Below are 20,528 nucleotides of genomic sequence, written 5' to 3'. Positions count from 1 at the left end.
GTGGCAATCTCCTCAGGCGAAACGCTCATCCGTGATTTTCAAAACGGACTCTAACCCCCGCGCCTTGCGTGCGCTCTACCGGTCAAGAAGAGACCGGAGAATATGGAGGGTCCCGATGCACATAGCCCGAGCAGTGGTGGGCTTTAAGCCCCCACTGCTGTTGTTGTAGCCAGTGCACCCGGAGTGGGCGTCCCAAGGGACCACCACTTCGCAGCCCTCGCGAGGAGGGCAAAAGAGCCGGAGCGGGAAACCGCTCCGGCTCATCTAATTTGTAGTGCGACCGCCTCAATAAGTCAAGAATCGCTGTTGAATCAGACATCTGCTAGATGAACTTAGCTCTGGCATACACACCCTACTGCCGCACAACCCCTTCGACCGCTTCGAGCTTGAAGGCGGCGGCCATCAGGGCGCGGGTGTAGTCGGTCACCGGCCGCTCGAAGATCTCCTCCGCCGGCCCCTGTTCGACCACCTTGCCGTCCTTCATCACCACCACCTCGTTGGCGAGCGCTTTCACCACCTTCAGGTCGTGGGAGATGAAGAGATAGGCGAGCCCGTGCTTGGCCTGGAGGTCGCGCAACAGATCGACCACCTGGGCCTGCACCGACATGTCGAGCGCCGAGGTCGGCTCGTCGAGCATGACGAACTTCGGCTCGAGGATCATGGCGCGGGCGATCGAGATGCGCTGGCGCTGGCCGCCGGAGAATTCGTGCGGATAGCGGTGCCGCGTCGCCGGATCGAGCCCGACCTCGGTCAGCACCCGCACCACCTCGGCGTCGCGCGCCTCCGCCGAGAGTTCCGGCCGATGCACCTCGAGCCCCTCGGCGACGATGTCGGCGACCGACATGCGGGGGCTGAGCGAACCGAACGGATCCTGGAACACCACCTGCATGTCGCGCCTGAGCGGCCGCGTCGCCTTGCGCCCCAGCCCCTGGATGTCGCGTCCGAGCACCACGATCCGGCCCTCCGAGGGCAGCAGGCGCAACAACGCCAGACCGAGGGTGGTCTTGCCCGACCCCGACTCGCCGACGATGCCGACCGTCTCGCCGGCCCTGAGCGACACCGAGACCCCGTCGACCGCCTTGACGTGATCGACCGTGCGCTTCAGGAAGCCGCGCTTGATCGGGAACCACACCTTCAGGTCCTCGACCGCGGCGACGACCGGCCGCGACGGATCGGTCGCCGGTGGTTCGCCTTTGGGTTCGGCGGCGAGGAGTTTCCTGGTGTAGTCGTGCTGCGGCGCTTCGAAGAGTCCCGCCGTCGGCCCCGCCTCGACGATCTTGCCGCCGGTCATCACACAGGTGCGGTCGGCGAATTTGCGTACGATGCCGAGATCGTGGGTGATGAACAGGATCGCCATGCCCATCCGATCGCGGATCTCGGCCAGCAGCTTCAGGATCTGCGCCTGCACGGTGACGTCGAGCGCCGTCGTCGGCTCGTCGGCGATCAGCAGGTCGGGCTCGTTGGCGAGCGCCATGGCGATCATGACGCGTTGGCGCTGGCCGCCGGAGAGCTGGTGCGGATAGGCGCCGAGGCGGTCGGCGGCCCGCTGGATGCCGACCGCCTCGAGCAGCTCCAGCACCTTGGCGCGGGCAGAAGCGCCGACGAGGCCGCCGTGGATCTCCAGGATCTCGGCGACCTGCCGCTCCACCGAATGCAGCGGATTGAGCGAGGTCATCGGCTCCTGGAAGATCATGGTGATGTCGGCACCGCGCACCGAGCGCAGCGTCGGCTCGTCCGCCTTCAGGAGATCGGTCCCCTTGAACAGGATCTCGCCCGAGGGGTGCGAGGCGGCCGGGTAGGGCAGGAGGCGCGGGATCGACAGGGCGGTCACCGACTTGCCGGAACCGGACTCGCCGACCAGCGCCAGCGTCTCGCCGGCGCGGATGTCGAAGGAGACGCGATCGACCGCGAGGTTGGTCGCACCGCCCTGGCGGAAGGCAACGGAGAGATCGCGAACGGAGAGGAGAGGGGCGGTCAAGGCGTCGCCTTCCGGATCGCTTCGAGGGAATGGGGCCCGCCATCGACGACCGGAATACGCGAGATCGTCGCCAGACGGGCGTCGCGGGTGACGAGATGATCCGCTCCGACGGCGAGTGCCGTGGCGAGATGGATCGCATCGGGTAGCCGCAGAGCGGTGTGCTCCGCTCTGAGCCGCGCCGCCTCGAAGAGGACGGAGCGATCCACCGGGACGACCGAGAAGACCTTCGAAGGCGAGATCATCGCCCTGTAGGTCTCGACCAGAGCCGTGTCGCCACGTCGCAGCGGATGCACCAGAACCTCAGCAAGGGTCAGCTCCGATGTCATGGCGCGGATCTCTCCCTCGTCGATCGCCTCGAGGATCCACCAGGCGTGATCCGCGATGGCACCGGGCCCTTCGAGGGCCGAGATGAAGAGATTGGTGTCGACGTAGACGAGCGGTGGCATCAGGTCGGCCGTTCCCATTCGTCACGCAGCGCGGAGATATGGGCATCGATCGCTTCGGCCGACCGGAAATCCGGGTGGCGTCGGTCCCTGAACCGCCCGAAATGCCCCTGCTCCGCGCGGACTTCGCCGGTCGGGGCTTCGACCACGATCTCGACGGACACGCGGCCACGCGACGGCAGATCCCGGCGCAGGTCCTCGGGCAGGCGTTCGATCGGATAGTGTTCGCGGATCACCCTGTTCATCGCCGCATCTCCTCGCCGTGATCCTATCACGAAGCTCACCCGAAGGTCTTTCTGGGATCGAAGGCGTCGCGCACCGCTTCGCCGACGAAGATGAGCAGGCTGAGCATCAGCGAGATCATCACGAAGCCGGTGAGGCCGAGCCACGGCGCCTGGAGATTGTTCTTGCCTTGCGCCAACAACTCGCCGAGCGACGGCGAGCCGGGCGGCAGGCCGAAGCCGAGGAAGTCGAGCGACGTCAGCGTGGTGATCGAGCCGTTGAGGATGAACGGCATGAAGGTCAGCGTCGCCACCATGGCGTTGGGCAGCAGGTGGCGCCACATGATGCGGGCGTTGCCGACGCCGAGCGCCCGGGCAGCGCGGACATATTCGAAGTTGCGGGCGCGCAGGAACTCGGCGCGCACCACCCCGACGAGGCTGGTCCACGAGAACAGCAGCAGGATGCCGAGCAGCACCCAGAAGGTCGGCACGAACATCGAGGAGATGATCAAGAGCAGGTAGAGGCTCGGCAGCGAGCCCCAGATCTCCATGAAACGCTGGAAGGCGAGGTCGACCCGTCCGCCGAAATAGCCCTGTACCGCGCCGGCCGCGACGCCGACCACCGACGAAGCGATCGCCAGGACGAGGCCGAACAGCACCGAGATGCGGAAACCGTAGAGGATACGCGCCGCGACATCGCGCGCCTGATCGTCGGTGCCGAGCCAGTTCCAGTTGCCGAGGGTGCAATTGGGGTCGTCGACGCCCTTGGCGTAGCGCTCGCAGCGCTTCTCCTTGGAATACATCCACGACGGCTTGGCCGGCGCCGGATCGGGGATCTCGTTGTTGGGCGTGTTGTAGGCGTAACGGATCGGCGGCCAGATCATGAAGCCGTTCGCCTCGATCTCCTCCTGGATCACCGGATCGCGGTACTGGGTCTGCGGCAGGAATCCGCCGAACTTCTCCTCCGGATAGTCCTTCAGGAGCGGGGAGAGCACCTCGCCCTTGTAGACGATCAGGATCGGCCGATCGTTGGCGATGAGCTCGGAGAAGAGCGACACGCCGAAGATCACCAGGAAGATCACGAGCGACCACGCCCCGCGCCGGTTCGCCTTGAAGTTGGCGAGGCGGCGGGCGTTGAGCGGCGAGAGACGATCGGCGAGAGCCATGTCACATCTCCCGCGCTTCGAAGTCGATGCGCGGATCGACCCAGGTGTAGGTGAGATCCGACACGAGGTTGAGCAGCAGCCCCATCAGCGAGAACACCCACAGCGTCCCGAACACCACCGGATAGTCGCGATTGACCACCGACTCGAAGCCGAGGAGGCCGAGCCCGTCGAGCGAGAAGATGGTCTCGATCAGCAGCGACCCGCCGAAGAAAGCGTGGACGAAGGCCCCGGGAAAACCGGCGATGACCAGCAGCATGGCGTTGCGGAAGACGTGCCCGTAGAGCACGCGGTGCTCGGTCAGCCCCTTCATCCGCGCGGTGACGACGTACTGCTTGCGGATCTCGTCGAGGAACGAGTTCTTGGTGAGCAGCGTCGTCGTGGCGAAAGCGGCGAGCGCCATGGCGGTGATCGGCAGCACCATGTGCCAGAGATAGTCGAGGATGCGCTGCGGCCACGGCATCTGCGCCCAGCCCTCGGAGGTCAGGCCGCGAAGCGGGAAGACATCCCAGAAGGAGCCGCCGGCGAAGAGTACGATCAGGAGGATGCCGAAGAGGAAGCCGGGGATGGCGTAGCCGACGATGATCGCGGCGGAGGTCCACACGTCGAAGCGTTCGCCGTCGCGCACCGCCTTGGCGACGCCGAGCGGGATCGACACGCCGTAGGAGATCAAGAGCATCCACAGCCCCAGCGACATCGACACCGGCAGTTTCTCGGCGACCAGCTTGCCCACCGAGATCGAGCGGAAGTAGCTCTCGCCGAGATCGAAGACCGCATAGTTCTTCATCATCGTGAAGAAGCGCTCGAGCGGCGGCTTGTCGAAGCCGAACTGCTTCTCGAGCTTCTTGATGAACTCCGGATCGAGGCCCTGGGCGCCGCGGTATTTCGACGAGACGTCGGAGCCGCCGGCGCCGCCCGGCCGCGCCCCGGCGAAGTCGCCGCCGCCGCCCGAGACGCGCGCCGTCGCCCCGACGTCGGTACCGGTCAACTGGGCGATGACCCGTTCCACCGGCCCGCCGGGGGCGAACTGCACGATGGCGAAGCTGATCGCCATGATGCCGATCAGCGTCGGGATCATCAGCAACACGCGGCGGAGGATGTAGGCGCCCATTTCCGGCTCGTCTCTCCGATTTCCGTATCATACCGAGCGGATGAAGTTCCGACCTGTTCGGAATTTCATCCGCGAAGGCAAGCCCGAACGGGCGTCGGCCGGTCAGGCCGTAACTCACGAAATTCGGACGAGTCCGAATTTCGTGAACTCGGTATCAGAGCCCCTTGCCGAGGGCCGTGGCCTTGTCGCGGTCGATCCACCACGTCGATTCGATGGCGCGATCATAGCGCGGCTTGGCCTCCGGTCGCCCGAAGACGTCCCACGCGGCGATCCAGTGGCTCGGCTTGTACCAGTGCGGCACCCACCAGCGCCCGGCCCTGAGCACCCGGTCGAGGGCGTGGGCGGCGTGGGTCAGGGCGGCGCGGCTCTCGGCGCCCAGCATCGCCTCGATCAACGCGTCGACGCACGGATCGGCGATGCCGGCGAGATTGAACGAGCCCTCGCGGCTCGCCGACGACGAGTGCCAGAACTGGCGCACCGTCTCGTCCGGCGTCGGCGCGATCGAGTAGCGCCGCGACACCACGTCGAAATCGAAATCGCGCAGCCGCTTCTCGAACTGCGACGGGTCGACGACGCGTTCGCTCGCGCCGATGCCCAGCGCCTGCAGGTTCTTGACGAAGGGCCCGGCGATCCGTGCCATCGAGCCGTCGGATTCGAGGAACTCGAGTTCGAACGGCCGCCCCTCGGCATCGACCAACCGGCCGCCGGCGCGTTTCCATCCCGCCGCGGCGAGGAGGTCGTTGGCGCGCTTGAGGAGCGACCGGTCGCGCCCCGACCCGTCGGAGACCGGCGCGGTCCAGGGCTCGCCGAACACCTCGTCGGGGATCTTGCCCCGCCACGGTTCGAGCAGCGCCAGTTCCTCCTTCGAAGGCGGCCCCGACGCTTCGAGGTCGGAGTTGACGAAGAACGACGAGGTGCGGCGATAGCTGTCGAAGAACAGGTTCTTGTTCGACCATTCGAAATCGAAGGCGAGGCCGATCGCCTCGCGCACTCGGGCGTCCTTCAGCATCGGCCGGCGCGAATTGAGGAACCAGCCCTGCGCCCCCGAAGGCGAGCGGTCCTCGAGTTCGAACCGCTTCACCCGGCCGTCGGCGACCGCCGGGAAGTCGTACTGCGTCGCCCAGGTGAGCGAGGTGAACTCCTCGCGCAGGAGATACTGCCCCGCCTTGAACGCCTCGAAGGCGGTGGTGCGCTCGCGGTACATCTCGAAACGGATACGCTCGAAGTTCCATGAGCCCCGCGTCACCGGCAGATCGGCCGCCCACCAGTCGGCGAGACGCTCGTATTCGACGAAACGGCCGGCGTCGTGGGCGCCGACCCGGTAGGGACCGGCCCCGAGGATCGGCTCGAGCGACGATTGTTCGAAATCGCGTGTCGCCCACCACGCCTTCGACAGGATCGGCTGTTGCGCCACCAGGGCGGGAAGCCCGCGCCCCTGCTTGCCGGTGAAGCGCACCACGACACGGTCGGGCGCTTCGACGATCGCCTCGGCCATCTCCTTCAGCGTCACCGCGATCTGCGGGTGGCCCTTGTCCTTGAGGATCGTCAGCGAGAAGGCGACGTCTTCGGCGGTCAGCGGGGTGCCGTCGGCGAAGCGCGCCTGCGGCCGCAGATGGAAGACCAGCGTGTCGGCGTCGCGCCACTCGACGGCCTCCGCGATCAGCCCGTAGACCGCATCCGCCTCGTCCCAGGCCCGCACCATCAGGCTGGCGTGCGTCAAGCCCAGCCCGACGGCGGCGTCGCCCTTGAGGATCAGGTCGTTGAACGAGTTGAAGGTCTGCGGGTTCTGATTGGTCGACCACGTCGCCGGCACGGTGACGAGCCGCCCACCTTTCGGCGCCGCCGGGTTCGCCCAATCGAAATGCCCGAAGTCGGCCGGGTACTTCAGATCCCCGAAGGTCGACAGCCCGTGCCGTCGACCGCTCGGCGTGGCAGCCCGGGCGCGCCCGGCGAACGCCGGCACCAACACCGCGGCGAGTCCACCGGCGACCAGCGCGCGGCGCGACGGACCCGATGCGGCGGGAGGAAGCGCCGGACGGCGCGTCTCGTCGCTCACTTCGCCGCCCCGGTCTTCGTCGCCTTGGCCTCGTCGTACCACCAGATGGTCGGGAAGCCGGTCGAGTAGTGCGGCAGCGGATCGGGATGGGAGAACCGGTCCCAGCGCGCCATGCGGGTGGCGGCGAGCGTCCAGCCCGGGACGATGTAGTGGTTCCACAGGAGCACCCGGTCGAGCGCCCGGCTGGCGGCGACCAGTTCGGCCCGGTCCTTGGCGAAGATCACCCGCTTGATCAGCGCGTCGACCGCCGGATTGCGGATGCCGGCGTAGTTCTGCGAGGCCTCGCGATCCGCCGCCGCCGAGCCGAAGTAGTTGAGCTGCTCGTTGCCCGGCGACAGGCTCTCCGCCCAACCGCTGTAGATCATGTCGTAGTCGCGGTTGCGCACCCGGTTGACGTATTGCGAGCTGTCGACCGAACGGATGGTGAGGTCGACGCCGATCTTGGCGAGCTGCTCGCGGTAGCGCACGCCGACTCGTTCGAAGTTCGGGCCGTTCATCAGGAATTCGAAACGGAAGGGTTCGCCCTTGGCGTCGACCAGCTTGCCGCCCTTGTTCACCCAGCCGGCGGCGGCGAAGAGATCGAGCGCCGCCTTGAGGTTCGCCCGCTCCGTTCTCCCATCGGTGGAGACCGGATTGGCGAAGACCTTCGTGAACACCTCCGGCGGGACCGGTCCGACCTTCTCGGCCTCCTCGAGGATGGCGAGTTCGGCGCCGTCCGGCAGGCCGGTGGCGGCGAGTTCGGTCGGATAGAAGTAGCTCGACACCCGCTCGTACTGGTCGAAGAACATGGTGCGGTTCATGTCCTCGAACGGCAGGGCGTAGGAGAGCGCCAGTCGCACCCGCGGATCGGCGAACTTCTCGCGCCGGAGGTTCGGCACGAAGCCGACCATGACGCCGCGCCCCTTCTCCGGGATCTTGTCGAGGACGACGCGACCGTCCTTGCGGGCCGGGAAGTCGTAGGCGGTCGCCCAGTTCTTGGCGGTGTTCTCCAGGCGGACGTCGTAGGCGTCGCCCTTGAACGCCTCGAGCTCGACCGTCTCGTCGCGGAAATACTCGTAGCGGATCTCGTCGAAATTGGCGGCGCCGGCTTGCGTCGGCAGATCCGCGCCCCAGTGGTCCTTCACCCGTTCGTAGACGACGGTCCGGCCGGCGTCGAAATTCTTCACCCGATAGGGACCCGACCCGAGCGGCGGTTCGAGCGTCGTCTCGGCGATCGAGCGCGGTTTGCCGTCGGCGCCGATGCCGGTCCACCAGTGCTTCGGCAGCACCGTCAGCTGACCGACGATGTGCGGCAGTTCGCGGTTACCCGCCTGATCGAAGGTGAAGGTCACCTCGTGCTCGCCCGTCGCCTCCGCCCTCACCACATGCTGGTAGTAGAAGGCCTGGCTCGGATTGACCGATTTGATCGCGTCGAACGACCACACCACGTCCTCCGGCGTGATCGCCTTGCCGTCGTGCCAGCGCGCACGCGGGTTCAGCCGATAGGTCACCCGGGAGAAGTCGTCGGGATACTTCAGCGCATCGGCGATCTCGCCGTATTCGGTCGACACCTCGTCGAGCGACGCTGTCATCAACTGCTGGTGGATCATGCCGATGCCGGCGGCGGGGGTGCCCTTGCTCGACAGCACCGGATTGAAGCTGTCGAACGTGCCGGTCTCGGAGAGACGCAAGAGCCCGCCCTTCGGCGCCTTCGGGTTCACGTAGTCGAAATGGGCGAACCCGGCCGGATATTTCGGCGTCCCCATCAGCGAGGCGCCGTGGCGCCATTGCGGCTCGTCGGCGAGCGTCGGCCGTGGCGTGACGGCGAGGAGAAGGAGGCCGAGGGCGAGGGCGGTGGTCGGGATCAGGCGCATGGCTTTCCGGGTCTCGACGGGAAGGATGTCTGCGGAGGCGACGCATCCGAGCGGAAGATTCGGGCGAGATTACAGCCCTCGCGTCGCGTCGACGAGAGTCCGGAGCCGTCCGCGCGCCCCGGAACGCGAAAAAGGCCGGGTCACCCCGGCCTTTTCGTCGTGTCACGAGATCGTGCGCGCGTCCCGCCTCACGGCAGCGGCGCCGGGCTGTCGGCCAGGCTGCGCAGATAGGCGACCATGTCGGCGCGGTCGGCCGGATCCTTGATGCCGGCGAAGCCCATGGCGGTGCCCGGAACGAAGGCCTTCGGATCGGTCAGGAACTTGTCGAGATCGGCGTAGGTCCACTTCTCGCCGGCCTTGCCGCGATCGGCCATGCCGCCGGAATACTTGAAGCCCTCGACGTGAGCCTTCGGTCCGGCGACGACACCGTAGAGGTTCGGGCCGACCTTGGCGGCGCCGCCCTTCTCCGGGGTGTGGCACGACGAGCACTTGGAGAAGCCCTTCTGGCCGCGACCGGCGTCGGCGGTCTTCAGACGTTCTTCGATCGGCGCCACGGTCGCGACCGCGGCGGCGGCGGCCGGCTTGGCCTCGCCCGCGGCGGCCACGGCGTAGCCGGGCTTGGCCGGCATCTCCGGCGCGAAGATGATGGACGACACCATGCCGGTGACCATCGCCCAGATGCCGGCGCCGAGAAGCGCGCCGAAGCCTTTGTTCACGTCCTGGAAGTTCATCGATTGCTGCTCCGCTCGTGCGATGCCCCGAAGCCGCTCCGACCGATCCGGCCGAGGATCGAGAGGGGAGACGGTGTTCCACTTCCCGCCGAATTCACGAGGCCGCACCTTCCGACCCCGCCCCCGGGGTGGAAGTTGGCTCGTCCAACGCGCACGCGACGGTTCCGAGCCCCTCAGGGAGCCGATCCTGCGATTTCGAACGAGGAGGGAAAGACTATGTGCTTTCCCGAGAGACTGTCCATAACTATAAGGACCCCCGACTGCAATCCCTTCCGCCCACCTTGCGACGAACCGCCCGCCCATGACTTCCACTCGATTCTCGCCTCTGGTGTTGATCCCGGCGCGCATGACCGCGACTCGTCTGCCGGGAAAGCCGCTCGCCGACATCTGCGGCGAGCCGATGATCGTCCAGGTGTGGCGCCGCGCCCGCGAGGCCGATATCGGCCCGGTGGTGGTGGCCGCCGACGATCCGGCGATCGTCGAAGCGGTGCGGGCCGCCGGCGGCGAAGCGGTGATGACCGACCCGAACCATCCCTCCGGCTCCGACCGCATCTTCGAGGCCCTCGGCCGTTTCGACGCGGACGGTCGCCACGACGTCGTGGTCAACGTCCAGGGCGATCTGCCGACCATCGAGCCGAAGGCGGTGCGCGCCGCCGTCGCCCCGCTCGAGGACGCGTCGGTCGACATCGCCACCCTCACCGCCGAGATCGTCCGCGACGAGGAGAAGACCAACCCCAACGTCGTCAAGGTGGTCGGTTCGCCGATCGGCCCGACGCGGTTGCGCGCCCTCTATTTCACCCGCGCCACCGCCCCCTACGGCGACGGCCCGCTCTATCACCACATCGGCCTCTACGCCTATCGTCGCGTCGCGCTCGCCCGTTTCGTGAGCCTCGCCCCGTCGACGCTCGAGAAGCGCGAGAAGCTCGAGCAACTGCGCGCCCTCGAAGCCGGCATGCGCATCGACGCCGAGATCGTCGACACCGTGCCGCTCGGGGTCGACACGCCCGAGGATCTCGAGCGCGCCCGCACCATCCTTTCCCGCAACTGATCAGCCGACCGACCTCGAAGGACCCGCCATGACCGGCCGCAAGAAGATCGTCTTCCAGGGTGAACCGGGAGCCAACTCCCACATCGCCTGCCGCGAGGTCTATCCCGACTTCGAAGCGATCCCCTGCGCCACCTTCGAGGACTGCTTCGCCGAGATCGAAGCGGGCAACGCCGACCTCGGCATGATCCCGATCGAGAACTCGATCGCCGGCCGCGTCGCCGACATCCATCACCTGCTGCCGCGGTCGGACATGCACATCATCGGTGAGTATTTCCTCCCCATCCGCCACCAGCTGATGGCGGTGAAGGGCGCGAGCCTCGCCGACCTGAAGACCGTCCAGAGCCATCCGCAGGCGCTCGGCCAGTGTCGCGGCACGCTCCGCGAACTCGGCCTCAAGGCGGTGGTCGGGGCCGACACCGCCGGTTCGGCTCGCGAGATCGCCCAGTTGGGCGACCCGGCCAAGGGCGCCATCGCCTCGCGCCTCGCCGCCGAGATCTACGGCCTCGACATCCTGCGCGAGGACGTCGAGGACGAGAAGCACAACACCACCCGCTTCGTCATCCTGTCGAAGGAGGATCTGCGCGCCGCCCCCGGCATCGGCCAGATCATGACCACCTTCGTCTTCAAGGTGCGCAACGTGCCGGCGGCGCTCTACAAGGCGCTCGGCGGCTTCGCGACGAACGGCATCAACATGACCAAGCTCGAGAGCTACATGGTCGACGGCCACTTCACCGCGACCCAGTTCCTCGCCGACGTCGAGGGTCACCCGAGCGAGCGCGGCCTCGCTCTCGCCCTCGAGGAGCTCGGCTTCTTCGCCGACTACCGCATCCTCGGCGTCTACCGCGCCTCGCCCTACCGCGAGACCATGAAGGACCCCGAGCCGCGCCTGCCGCGCCCGAAGGCGCGCGGCATGTGATGCCGGGCTGATGAATTTCGGACTCGTCCGAAATTCATCAGCGTTACGGCCTGACCGGCCGACGCCCGTTCGGGCTTGCCATCGCCCATGAAGTTCTGAACAGGTCAGAACTTCATGGGCTCGGTATGAGATGAGGCGTCGCGCCCGAAGGCGCGCGGCATGTGAGCGAGAAGTCGCACCCTGAGGCGCGCAGCATGCGATTTCCAACCGGTGGCGTGCCCGTCCGCGCCGCGGTTCGATCGGCGCCGTCGGCGCACTCTCTTTTCTACGGCATCCGCATCCGCATCCGCGCCCGCCGCATGACGGCCCGTCACCGCAGCCGTTGCGGGAGGTGGGAGACGCTGCGTATCCTCGCCGCTCGCGTCGTTTCCTTCCCACCGAGGTTCTTCCCATGTCGCTCGCCCGAGGCCGCGAATTCCTGTCCATTCCCGGCCCCACCAACGTGCCCGAGGCGGTGCTCGCCGCCATGCACCGGCCGGCGGTCGACATCTATGCCCAGGACCTGCTGGAGGTCACCGGCAGCCTGCTCGCCGACTTGCGCAAGATCTTCCGCACCGAGACCGCGTCCACCTACATCTACATCTCCAACGGCCACGGCGGTTGGGAGGGCGCGCTCACCAACGTGCTGTCGCGCGGTGACAAGGTGCTGGTGCTCGCCTCCGGCCGCTTCGCCATCGGCTGGGGCGAGGCCTGCGGCATCCACGGCGTCGAGGTCGAGGTGATGCCGCGCTCCTGGCGCGACGCGGTCGATCCGGAGGCTGTGCGAGCCCGTCTCGCCGCCGATACCGGCCACACCATCAAGGCGGTGCTGATGGTCCAGGTCGACACCGCCTCGGGCGTCGTCAACGACGTTCCGGCGATCCGCGCCGCCCTCGACGCCGCCGGCCATCCGGCCCTGCTGATGGTCGACGGCATCGCCTCGATCGGCTGCATCCCCTTCGAGATGGACGCCTGGGGCGTCGACGTGGCGGTCACCGCCTCGCAGAAGGGGCTGATGATGATCCCCGGCCTCGCCTTCGTCGCCGCCAGCCCCAAGGCCAAGGCGGTGCACCTGGGCGCCGACCTCAAGGAATCCTACTGGGACTGGACCGCCCGCGACCTGCCCGAGAGCTACCGCAAATTCTGCGGCACCGCCCCGGCCCACGCGCTCTTCGGCCAACGCGTCGCCTTCGACATGTTGTTCGAGGAGGGGATCGAACACGTCTGGAGGCGTCACACCGCGCTCGCCCGCGCCACCCGCGCCGCCGTCGCTGTCTGGGCGAAGGGCGGGGCGCTCGACTTCAACATCACCGACCCGGCGCGCCGCTCCGACTCGGTGACCACCATCCTCACCCCCGGCTTCGACCCGCAGACGCTGCGCGACTTCTGCCGTGAACGCTGCGGCGTGATCCTCGGCTCCGGCATCGGCGATCTCGGCGGCAAGGCCTTCCGTATCGCCCACATGGGCTACGCCAACGCGCCGATGGTGCTCGGCACCCTGGGAGCGGTCGAGATCGGCCTGAAGTCGCTCGGCATCCGGCACGGCATCGGCGGCGTCCAGGCGGCGATCGAGAGCCTGCAGGACTTCTTCGCCTGAGCGAAGAGATCGTTGCGCAATTCGATCCGATGGATCTGCCTGTTCGAAGTCGCCACCGACACGGCCCGGTCCATGGACCGTCATCCCCGGTGGGACGCGAAGCGGAGGGGAAGGGGATCCACCGATCTCTCCGTCGAGCCGGAAGGCCGACGGATCCCTGTCCCTCGCCTTCGGCTCGCCGGGGATGACGGTCTCGCATGGCAGCGGCCGCGAGACCCCGTCCATCCGAAGGAAGATCTCGAGCGCGAGCCGGTGAGATCCGACCTCCTCGAATCCGGCGCGAGGCCGTTCCCGTGTCGCCGGGCCTCCCTCAGTCGAGGCTCGGCCGCACCGTCGCCGGGCTGCGCCGGTAGTCGATGGTCTCGAAGCGCATCGACCTGAGGTCGACCATCAGCAGCCGGCGAAAGAGCGGTTCGCCGACCCCGGTGACGAGCTTCAGCACCTCGGTCGCCGCGAGAGTGCCGAGCACGCCCACCACCGCGCCGAGGATGCCGGCCTCGGCGCAGGCCGGGACGAGCCCGCGCGGCGGCGGCTCGGGGAAGAGGCAGCGGTAGCTCGGGTTCGGCGCCCCGTCGTGACCCGGCAGATGCGGCGCCAGCGTGGTGATCGAGCCGTCGAACTCCGAGACCGCCGCGGTCACCAGGATGCGGCCGACGGCGAACGAGGTGTCGGCGGCGAGGAAGCGGGTGGCGAAATTGTCCGAACCGTCGACGACGATGTCGTAGGCTTCGACCAGCGCCCGGGCGTTCTCCGCGGTGAAGCGCACCGGATGGGTCTCGACCGTGACGTGCGGATTGATCCGGGCGACGGCGTCGCGCCCGCTCTCCACCTTGAGGCGGCCGACGTCCGGCGTGCCGTGGATCACCTGTCGCTGCAGGTTCGACAACGACACCACGTCGTCGTCGACCAGCCCGATCGTCCCGATCCCGGCGGCCGCCAGATACATGACGATCGGCGCCCCGAGCCCGCCGGTGCCGATGACGAGCACCCGCGCCGCCTTCAGCTTCTGCTGCCCCGGCCCCCCGACGTCGCGCAGGACGATGTGGCGGGCGTAGCGTTCGAGTTCGAGGGCGTCGAAGGTCATGGGCGTTCCGCGGTGGTTCCGAGACGACGGCGACCGCCGCTCGGGGACGCGCGACGGTCGCGTAACCATATCATCCGTGGTCGCGAGAACCAGAGAGGCCGACCCCCGGTCGCGCCTCACTCCAGCCCTTCGAACAGCACCGTCGAGAGATAGCGCTCGGCGAAGGACGGGATGATCACCACGATGGTCTTGCCGGCGTTCTCCGGGCGCTTGCCGAGGGCGATCGCCGCGGTCAGCGCCGCGCCCGAGGAGATGCCGACCGGCACGCCCTCGAGCCGCGCCACGGCGCGCGAGGTCGCCACCGCGTCCTCGTTCGAGACCGTGACGATCTCGTCGTAGACCTGCGTGTCGAGGACGCCCGGCACGAAGCCGGCGCCGATGCCCTGGATCTTGTGCGGGCCGGGCTGTCCGCCGGAGAGCACCGGCGAGGCCGCCGGCTCGACCGCGACGATCTTCACGCCCGGCTTCTTGGCCTTGAGCACCTGACCGACGCCGGTGATGGTGCCGCCGGTGCCGATGCCGGAGACCAGGATGTCGATGCCGCCGTCGGTGTCGTTCCAGATCTCCTCCGCCGTGGTGGCGCGGTGGATCGTCGGATTGGCCGGGTTCTCGAACTGCTGCGGGATCACCGCGCCGGGGATCTCGGCGGCGAGTTCCTCGGCCTTGGCGACGGCGCCCTTCATGCCCTTCGGCCCCTCGGTCAGCACCAGCTCGGCGCCGAGGAACTTCAGCAGCTTGCGCCGCTCGACCGACATCGTCTCCGGCATCACCAGGATCAGCCGATAGCCGCGCGCCGCGGCGACGAAGGCGAGCGCGATGCCGGTGTTGCCGGAGGTCGGCTCGATCAGTGTGGTGCCGAGCGTGATCTTGCCCTCGGCCTCCAGCGCGTCGATCAGGGCGACGCCGATACGGTCCTTGACCGAGGCGAGCGGATTGAAGAACTCGAGCTTGGCGAGGAGGTTGGCCCGCACCCCTTCGGCCTTCGCCAGCTTGTCGAGGCGGACGATCGGCGTGTCGCCGACGGTCTCGGTGATCGAGGCGTAGATGCGGCCGCGACCGGGCTTCTTGGGCGTGCTCATGATGTCTCTCCGTTCGGAACCGGCGCGCGGCGCGCGGATACGTGACCGCGATCCTAGGAAGGCGGGCGACGGCGCGCCAGCCTCGCGAACATCAGGATTCGGCGGTCTACGGAAAATTTTGGCGCGACAAGCGCTCGAAAGAGCACGAACGACCCCTCCGACCGGAGTGGCCCCCGCCTCCCGAGAAACGTGGTTCTCTCAGGCTCAGCCGGCGGTGATGCCGGTGGAGCCGAATCCGCCGGCGCCGCGTGCCGTCTCACCGACGGCGTCGACCACCACCAGCCGGGCGCGCGTCACCTTCGCTGCGACGAACTGGGCGATCCGTTCGCCGCGCCGGATGGTGAAGGGCTCGCTGCCGAGGTTGACAAGGATCACCTTCACCTCGCCGCGGTAGTCGGCGTCGATGGTGCCGGGCGAATTGAGCACGGTGACGCCGTGTTTCAGCGCCAACCCGGAGCGCGGTCGGACCTGGCCCTCGTGACCGGAGGGGATCTCGAAGACCAGCCCGGTCGGCACCAGAGCGCGGCCGAGAGGGGCGAGCACCAGCGGCGCGTCCTCGGCCACCGCGGCGACGAGATCGAAGCCGGCCGCCTCGTCGCTCTGATAGGCGGGCAGCGGCAGACCCTCGGCGTGGGGGAGCCGCTGCACGCCGATCTCGATGGGTCCCGCGGTCATCTCCGCCCTCTCATGCGCTGCCGATCAGGATGCCGGTGGCGAACACCAGCGCGCCGCCGACGACGATCTGGAATGCCGCACGCAGGAACGGCGTGTCCATGTATTTCCAGCGGATCCACGAGATCGCCCACAACTCGATGGCCACCAGGACGGCGGCGACGCCCGTGGCCCACCAGAAATCCGGGATGAGATAGGGCAGGGCGTGGCCGAGGCCGCCGATCATCGTCATCGCGCCCGAGACGATGCCGCGGATCCACGGGGACCCGCGGCCGGAGAGCGCGCCGTCGTCCGACAGCGCCTCGGCGAAGCCCATCGAGATGCCGGCGCCGATCGACGCGGCGATGCCGACCAGGAAGGTCTCCCAGGTCGAGTGGGTGGCGAAGGCGGCGGCGAACAGCGGCGCCAGCGTCGACACCGAGCCGTCCATCAGCCCGACGAGGCCGGGCTGGACGTATTGGAGGATGAACAGCCGGTGCGCCGCCTCGTTCTCCTCGGCCTTCACGTCGGACGGCAGATGGGTGAGGCCGAGCCGGTGGGCGAGCGACAGGTGGCCGCCCTCGGCCTCGGCGAGATCGCCGAGCAGCTTGCGCACCTTGGCGTCGGTGGAGAGCTTCGACGCCTGGATGTAGAAGCGCCGCGACTGTGCCTCCATCACCAGCGCTTCCTTGCGGATGGTCTCGAGCGGCAGGTGTTTGGTCAGCCACACCGGCCGGCGCTCGAAGAAGCCGGAGACGTTCTCGCGGCGGATCAGCGGAATGCGCTCGCCGAATTTCTCCCGGTGCAGCTCGATCAACCAGCGGCGATGGGTGTTCTCCTCCTCCGCCATCTCGTCGAAGACGGCCGCCGACGCCGGATAGCGCTCGCGCAGCATGTCGGCATAGGTCTGGTAGATGCGGCCGTCGTCTTCTTCCGCCGAGATGGCGAGAGCGAGGATCTCCTGCTCGTCGAGGTCGGAGAAGCGGCGTTTGCCGAAACCGAAGATGGCCATGTCGTCCCCTTGCGTGACGCGACGCCGCGCGCCCGTCGCCGGTGTCGAGGGATCCCCTGAGCGGTCCCCGTCTGGAATCTTTCGAAACAGGCTAGCAGAGCCGAACCGGTTCACCGAGTCCGCCGTCGTCGCGGCAGCCGCCCACGACGCGCGGAGCGACGGGGTCGGGGCGGGAGGGCATCGCGTCGGACACGGAGAACTGCATCCGAAGCGGTCAGAAGCGGATCGTCGAGATCACCTCGTCGGCGGCTCGCTCGCCCTCGAGGAAGGCGCCGCCGACCGTGCCCCACAGCGTCGGGTGGGTCGCCTCGCCGGCGAGCCGGACCCTCTCGTCGACCGGCCGTCGCAGGATCGTCCGGTCGTCGCCGTGGCCGGGGGCGGCACAGGACGAGGCGCCGCCGATCCGCGGGTCCTTGCGCCAGGCGGTGGCGCGGCTGCGGGCGATCTTCTTGCGCGCCTCGGTTCCGAAGCTCTCCACCAGCAGCGAGGCGGCGAAATCGACCATCGCCGCTTCGCCGGCCTTCACCAGATCCTCGGCGAAGGCGCCGCCGACGTCGGCGAAGACGAGATCGCTTCCCTCCACGTTGGCCGTCAACCGCACCGTCCGTCTGCCCGGGCGGACGAAGAAGACGTCCTCGTCGTCGCGGAAACGGAACGGATTGCCGGGGATCTCCAGGACGATCCGCTCCTGCACCCCGAGGCTCAGTGCCGCCAGAGCGTCCTCTTGATCGGCCGGCAGCGGCGGATCGAAGCGGATGCCGCCGCGCATCAACACGTCGGTCGCGACGGTGACGATCACCGCCGCCGCCTCGATGCGCCCGGCCGTGGTCTCCGCAGCGACCCGCTCGCCGCGGCGATCGATGCGGGTGACGGCGACGCCGGTGACGATCGGCAGTCCCTCGGCGAGGCGGGCGAGGAACGCGCCGTAGCCGCCGGCGAGGAGATGGAACGGGCCGCGGCGGGCACGTGCGAGATCAAGGGTCGAGACCCGGTCGAGATCCTTGCCGCAGTCGGCCGGCCCGACCGCGAAGGCGACGAGATCGGCGACCGCTCCGAGGCCGCGCGGCAGCATCTCCGACGCCGCCACGTCGATGCCGAGCCGTCCGGCCTCCTGGATCGCTTGGCCGAAGCCCTCGATGCCCTGCGAGAAGGCGTCGATCTCGTCGTCGCCGGCGCGGCGTCGACCGATGCGCAACGTCTCCTCCTCGCTCGCCCGCAACGCGATCCCGAGATCGCGCGCCAGGGCCGGGAAGGGCGTCGCCGCAGCGGCATGGAGCGCATGGGCGCCGAGATCGCAGGGCCGGCCGAAGGTGGCGGTGTCGGCGACGCAGCGCCCACCGATCCGCGCGCCCGCTTCGACGACGATCACGCTGCGCCCGGCGGCGACGAGGCGGCGGGCGGCGGCGATGCCTGCGGCTCCGGCGCCGACGATCACCACGTCGGCGTTCGTCGGGATCGCGGCCCGCGCCGGAGCCGCGACGGGGAGGGTGGCGGCGAGGGCTCCGAGAAGAACGGTGCGGCGATCGATCATGAGGGTCCGGTGGCGACGAGATCTCGAACCGACCCTAGACCATCCGGGACCGTCGCCGAAACCGTTTCGCCGTGCCGGGACGCGGAATTACAGACGCTCGACGGCCTTGCCGGATCGGGTTTCCCACGACTACCTTGACGGGCCTCGGACATGCGAGGTTCGGCCGGCTTCCGAGCCTCAGGGAGATCGTCATGAGCGAAGACAACGAGACCCGTTCCAACCAAGATCGCGGCGTCGGACGCCGCCGCCTGCTCGGCCTCGGCGCCGCCGCGGCCGTCGGCACGTTGGCCGCGCCGGCCGTTGTGCGCGCCGACACCAAGCTCACCTGGAAGATGGCGACCTCCTGGCCGAAGAACACGCCCGGCGTCGGCGTCAACGCCCAGCGCCTCGCCGACAGTATCACCGCCATGTCCGGCGGCCGCCTGACCGTGCAGCTCTATGCCGCCGGCGAACTGGTGCCGCCCTTCGAGGTCTTCGACGCGGTCTCCTCCGGCGCCGCCGAGATGGGCCACGCCTCGCCCTACTACTGGCAGGGCAAGGACAAGTCGTTCCACTTCTTCACCGGCGTACCCTTCGGCCTCTTCGCCAACGAGCACATGGGCTGGCTGTGGTTCGGCGGTGGTCAGGCGCTGTGGGAGAAGGCCTATGCGCCCTTCGGCGTCCAGCCCTTCTACTGTGGCTCGTCGGGCCCGCAGGCCGGCGGTTGGTTCCGCAAGGAGATCAACACGGTCGACGACTTCAAGGGCCTCAAGATGCGCATCGCCGGCCTCGGCGGCGAGGTGCTGCGTCGCCTCGGCGTCAACGTCGTGCTGCTGCCGCCGGGCGAGATCTTCCAGGCCATGCAGTCCGGCACCATCGACGCGGCCGAATGGGTCGGTCCGTGGAACGACCTCGCCTTCGGCCTGTTCCGCGTGGCCAAGTACTACTACATGCCGTCCTTCTTCGAGTTCGGCCCGGCGCTCGAGCTGATGGTCAACAAGAAGCTCTACGACGGCCTGCCCGACGACCTGAAGGACATCGTCAAGCGCGCCGCCTATGCCTCGGCCGCCGAGTCCTACGCCGACTTCACCTATCACAACATCGCCTCGCTGAAGCCGGTGATGGACAAGGAAGGTGTCCAGGTGAAGTCGCTCTCCGACGACATCGTCAAGGTGTTGGCCAAGGAGACCAAGGCGGTGATGGCCGAGATCGCCGCCTCCGGCGCCATGGCCAAGGAGGTCTACGAGAGCTTCGAGGCCTTCCGCCAGCAGTCCGCCGCCTACGCCAAGGTGATGGACCTCGCCGCCTACCAGATGCGCGAACTCGGCCGCGACGCGTGATGGCCACGGCCGGGGGTGCCGACACGCCCGGCCATCGAAGCGATGCGAATCTTCCCATGCGGCCACGCCGGGAAATTCGCATGCGGATTACCTTCGCTCCTCATCGAGGTCCTACGGTATGGGGTTCGCCGCACTCGACGAAAACACGACGGGCGCCCTCGGGCGCCCGTTTCGCATTTCCTCGCCGCATCCGGTCGCGCCGGTCGTCCGATCATTCCGCCGGCTGCGCCTTCGCCGCCTCCAGCCGCTCGGCTGCCGCCTCCACCGGGCAGTTCTCCGCCCGGCAGCCGTCCTTGTCGCAGGTGCGGCAGATGTGGTCGGCGCTCTCCTGCCCGTCGACGGGAACCTCCAGCATCTTGTCGAGGGCGCGGCCGAGGATCTCGATCTCTTCGGCGTCGAGCACCCCCACCAGCGTTTCGGCGGCGGCGATACGCTTGTCCTGGAACTGGCCGGCGCGGCGTCGACCGCGCGCCGTCACCTCGACCTTCACCTCGCGCCCCTTGCGGGAGAGACGGCGCACCAGCCAGTCCTTCTCCAGCCGATCGACCAGACGGACGGTCGCCGAATGGGTGAGGCCGACGGTGCGGGCGATGTCGAGGATGGCGGTCGGCCCGTTCTGCCGCAGCGTCGTCAGCGCCGCGGCGGCGCTCGCCGACAGGTCTTCGCTCTCGGCATGGACCGAGTCGTGGAGAAGGGTGGCGAAGGCGGCGAGCCGATTGGCGGTGGTGCGGTGCGACATGCGCGATGCATCGCATG

Annotated in this window: 18 protein-coding genes; 4 read left to right on the top strand and 14 right to left on the bottom strand. The window is 68.4% G+C overall.

Annotated elements, in window-relative coordinates:
* Positions 1–352: 352 nt before the first annotated feature.
* The 8 genes from V7Q42_RS16170 to V7Q42_RS16135 form a co-directional block, all read right to left on the bottom strand.
* Positions 353–1,978, bottom strand: a complete 1,626-nt coding sequence (locus tag V7Q42_RS16170) for an ABC transporter ATP-binding protein (protein WP_333825134.1) — start codon at positions 1,976–1,978, stop codon at positions 353–355.
* The gene (locus V7Q42_RS16165; RefSeq protein ID WP_333825133.1) at positions 1,975–2,424 is read right to left on the bottom strand and encodes a type II toxin-antitoxin system VapC family toxin; all 450 of its coding nucleotides are present in this window, start codon (positions 2,422–2,424) and stop codon (positions 1,975–1,977) included. Before V7Q42_RS16165 ends, V7Q42_RS16170 begins: the two co-directional genes overlap by 4 nt.
* Positions 2,424–2,657, bottom strand: a complete 234-nt coding sequence (locus tag V7Q42_RS16160; protein ID WP_333825132.1) for a hypothetical protein — start codon at positions 2,655–2,657, stop codon at positions 2,424–2,426. The genes V7Q42_RS16165 and V7Q42_RS16160 overlap by 1 nt, the downstream gene beginning before the upstream one ends.
* Positions 2,658–2,701: 44 nt before the next feature.
* On the bottom strand, positions 2,702–3,808 hold the full coding sequence (locus V7Q42_RS16155) for an ABC transporter permease (RefSeq protein WP_333825131.1): 1,107 nt from the start codon (positions 3,806–3,808) through the stop codon (positions 2,702–2,704).
* A 1-nt stretch (position 3,809) separates the two neighbouring features.
* Positions 3,810–4,916, bottom strand: a complete 1,107-nt coding sequence (locus V7Q42_RS16150) for a microcin C ABC transporter permease YejB (protein WP_333825130.1) — start codon at positions 4,914–4,916, stop codon at positions 3,810–3,812.
* 154 nt (positions 4,917–5,070) lie between these two features.
* A complete protein-coding gene (locus tag V7Q42_RS16145) occupies positions 5,071–6,972 on the bottom strand; it encodes an extracellular solute-binding protein (RefSeq protein WP_333825129.1) in 1,902 nt (633 codons plus the stop codon).
* Complete coding sequence (locus V7Q42_RS16140; RefSeq protein ID WP_333825128.1) at positions 6,969–8,825, bottom strand: extracellular solute-binding protein; 1,857 nt, start codon at positions 8,823–8,825, stop codon at positions 6,969–6,971. The genes V7Q42_RS16145 and V7Q42_RS16140 overlap by 4 nt, the downstream gene beginning before the upstream one ends.
* A 188-nt stretch (positions 8,826–9,013) precedes the next feature.
* On the bottom strand, positions 9,014–9,556 hold the full coding sequence (locus V7Q42_RS16135) for a c-type cytochrome (RefSeq protein WP_333825127.1): 543 nt from the start codon (positions 9,554–9,556) through the stop codon (positions 9,014–9,016).
* A 301-nt stretch (positions 9,557–9,857) separates the two neighbouring features.
* Between V7Q42_RS16135 and V7Q42_RS16130 the strand changes: the two genes are divergently transcribed.
* The 3 genes from V7Q42_RS16130 (at position 9,858) to V7Q42_RS16120 (ending at position 13,096) form a co-directional block, all read left to right on the top strand.
* Positions 9,858–10,604, top strand: a complete 747-nt coding sequence (locus V7Q42_RS16130; protein ID WP_333825126.1) for a 3-deoxy-manno-octulosonate cytidylyltransferase — start codon at positions 9,858–9,860, stop codon at positions 10,602–10,604.
* A gap of 28 nt (positions 10,605–10,632) precedes the next feature.
* A complete protein-coding gene (locus V7Q42_RS16125; protein WP_333825125.1) occupies positions 10,633–11,520 on the top strand; it encodes a prephenate dehydratase in 888 nt (295 codons plus the stop codon).
* A 391-nt stretch (positions 11,521–11,911) separates the two neighbouring features.
* The gene (locus V7Q42_RS16120) at positions 11,912–13,096 is read left to right on the top strand and encodes a pyridoxal-phosphate-dependent aminotransferase family protein (RefSeq protein ID WP_333825124.1); all 1,185 of its coding nucleotides are present in this window, start codon (positions 11,912–11,914) and stop codon (positions 13,094–13,096) included.
* 310 nt (positions 13,097–13,406) lie between these two features.
* Here V7Q42_RS16120 and V7Q42_RS16115 read toward each other — a convergent pair whose 3' ends face one another.
* The 5 genes from V7Q42_RS16115 to V7Q42_RS16095 all read right to left on the bottom strand — a co-directional run bounded on the left by V7Q42_RS16115 (position 13,407) and on the right by V7Q42_RS16095 (position 18,453).
* Entirely contained in the window at positions 13,407–14,180 is a 774-nt protein-coding gene (locus V7Q42_RS16115; protein ID WP_333825123.1) for a HesA/MoeB/ThiF family protein, read from the bottom strand.
* A gap of 116 nt (positions 14,181–14,296) precedes the next feature.
* The gene (cysK, locus tag V7Q42_RS16110) at positions 14,297–15,259 is read right to left on the bottom strand and encodes a cysteine synthase A (protein ID WP_333825122.1); all 963 of its coding nucleotides are present in this window, start codon (positions 15,257–15,259) and stop codon (positions 14,297–14,299) included.
* A 204-nt stretch (positions 15,260–15,463) separates the two neighbouring features.
* Entirely contained in the window at positions 15,464–15,934 is a 471-nt protein-coding gene (dut, locus tag V7Q42_RS16105; RefSeq protein WP_333825121.1) for a dUTP diphosphatase, read from the bottom strand.
* A 10-nt stretch (positions 15,935–15,944) separates the two neighbouring features.
* A complete protein-coding gene (gene mbfA / locus V7Q42_RS16100) occupies positions 15,945–16,922 on the bottom strand; it encodes an iron exporter MbfA (protein WP_333825120.1) in 978 nt (325 codons plus the stop codon).
* Positions 16,923–17,136: 214 nt separating this feature from the next.
* Entirely contained in the window at positions 17,137–18,453 is a 1,317-nt protein-coding gene (locus V7Q42_RS16095; protein ID WP_333825119.1) for a flavin monoamine oxidase family protein, read from the bottom strand.
* Positions 18,454–18,644: 191 nt separating this feature from the next.
* Here V7Q42_RS16095 and V7Q42_RS16090 point away from each other — a divergent pair, with 191 nt between their 5' ends.
* On the top strand, positions 18,645–19,772 hold the full coding sequence (locus V7Q42_RS16090; RefSeq protein WP_333825118.1) for a TRAP transporter substrate-binding protein: 1,128 nt from the start codon (positions 18,645–18,647) through the stop codon (positions 19,770–19,772).
* Between the two features lie 211 nt (positions 19,773–19,983).
* Here V7Q42_RS16090 and V7Q42_RS16085 read toward each other — a convergent pair whose 3' ends face one another.
* On the bottom strand, positions 19,984–20,511 hold the full coding sequence (locus V7Q42_RS16085; protein ID WP_333825117.1) for a MarR family winged helix-turn-helix transcriptional regulator: 528 nt from the start codon (positions 20,509–20,511) through the stop codon (positions 19,984–19,986).
* Positions 20,512–20,528 lie beyond the last annotated feature (17 nt).

This window comes from Pinisolibacter sp., from assembly GCF_036782435.1.
Taxonomy (GTDB): domain Bacteria; phylum Pseudomonadota; class Alphaproteobacteria; order Rhizobiales; family Ancalomicrobiaceae; genus CALBKH01.
The sequence above is the reverse complement of the archived record's forward strand: the minus strand, read 5'-3'. Positions and strand labels throughout refer to the sequence as shown.

Coding starts and splice junctions, on each gene's coding strand:
- mbfA (WP_333825120.1), bottom strand. CDS start 16,922: ATGGCCATCTTCGGTTTCGGCAAACGCCGCTTCTCCGACCTCGACGAG.
- V7Q42_RS16115 (WP_333825123.1), bottom strand. CDS start 14,180: ATGACCTTCGACGCCCTCGAACTCGAACGCTACGCCCGCCACATCGTC.
- V7Q42_RS16125 (WP_333825125.1), top strand. CDS start 10,633: ATGACCGGCCGCAAGAAGATCGTCTTCCAGGGTGAACCGGGAGCCAAC.
- V7Q42_RS16120 (WP_333825124.1), top strand. CDS start 11,912: ATGTCGCTCGCCCGAGGCCGCGAATTCCTGTCCATTCCCGGCCCCACC.
- cysK (WP_333825122.1), bottom strand. CDS start 15,259: ATGAGCACGCCCAAGAAGCCCGGTCGCGGCCGCATCTACGCCTCGATC.
- V7Q42_RS16085 (WP_333825117.1), bottom strand. CDS start 20,511: ATGTCGCACCGCACCACCGCCAATCGGCTCGCCGCCTTCGCCACCCTT.
- V7Q42_RS16090 (WP_333825118.1), top strand. CDS start 18,645: ATGAGCGAAGACAACGAGACCCGTTCCAACCAAGATCGCGGCGTCGGA.
- V7Q42_RS16165 (WP_333825133.1), bottom strand. CDS start 2,424: ATGCCACCGCTCGTCTACGTCGACACCAATCTCTTCATCTCGGCCCTC.
- V7Q42_RS16150 (WP_333825130.1), bottom strand. CDS start 4,916: ATGGGCGCCTACATCCTCCGCCGCGTGTTGCTGATGATCCCGACGCTG.
- dut (WP_333825121.1), bottom strand. CDS start 15,934: ATGACCGCGGGACCCATCGAGATCGGCGTGCAGCGGCTCCCCCACGCC.
- V7Q42_RS16095 (WP_333825119.1), bottom strand. CDS start 18,453: ATGATCGATCGCCGCACCGTTCTTCTCGGAGCCCTCGCCGCCACCCTC.
- V7Q42_RS16140 (WP_333825128.1), bottom strand. CDS start 8,825: ATGCGCCTGATCCCGACCACCGCCCTCGCCCTCGGCCTCCTTCTCCTC.
- V7Q42_RS16130 (WP_333825126.1), top strand. CDS start 9,858: ATGACTTCCACTCGATTCTCGCCTCTGGTGTTGATCCCGGCGCGCATG.
- V7Q42_RS16135 (WP_333825127.1), bottom strand. CDS start 9,556: ATGAACTTCCAGGACGTGAACAAAGGCTTCGGCGCGCTTCTCGGCGCC.
- V7Q42_RS16155 (WP_333825131.1), bottom strand. CDS start 3,808: ATGGCTCTCGCCGATCGTCTCTCGCCGCTCAACGCCCGCCGCCTCGCC.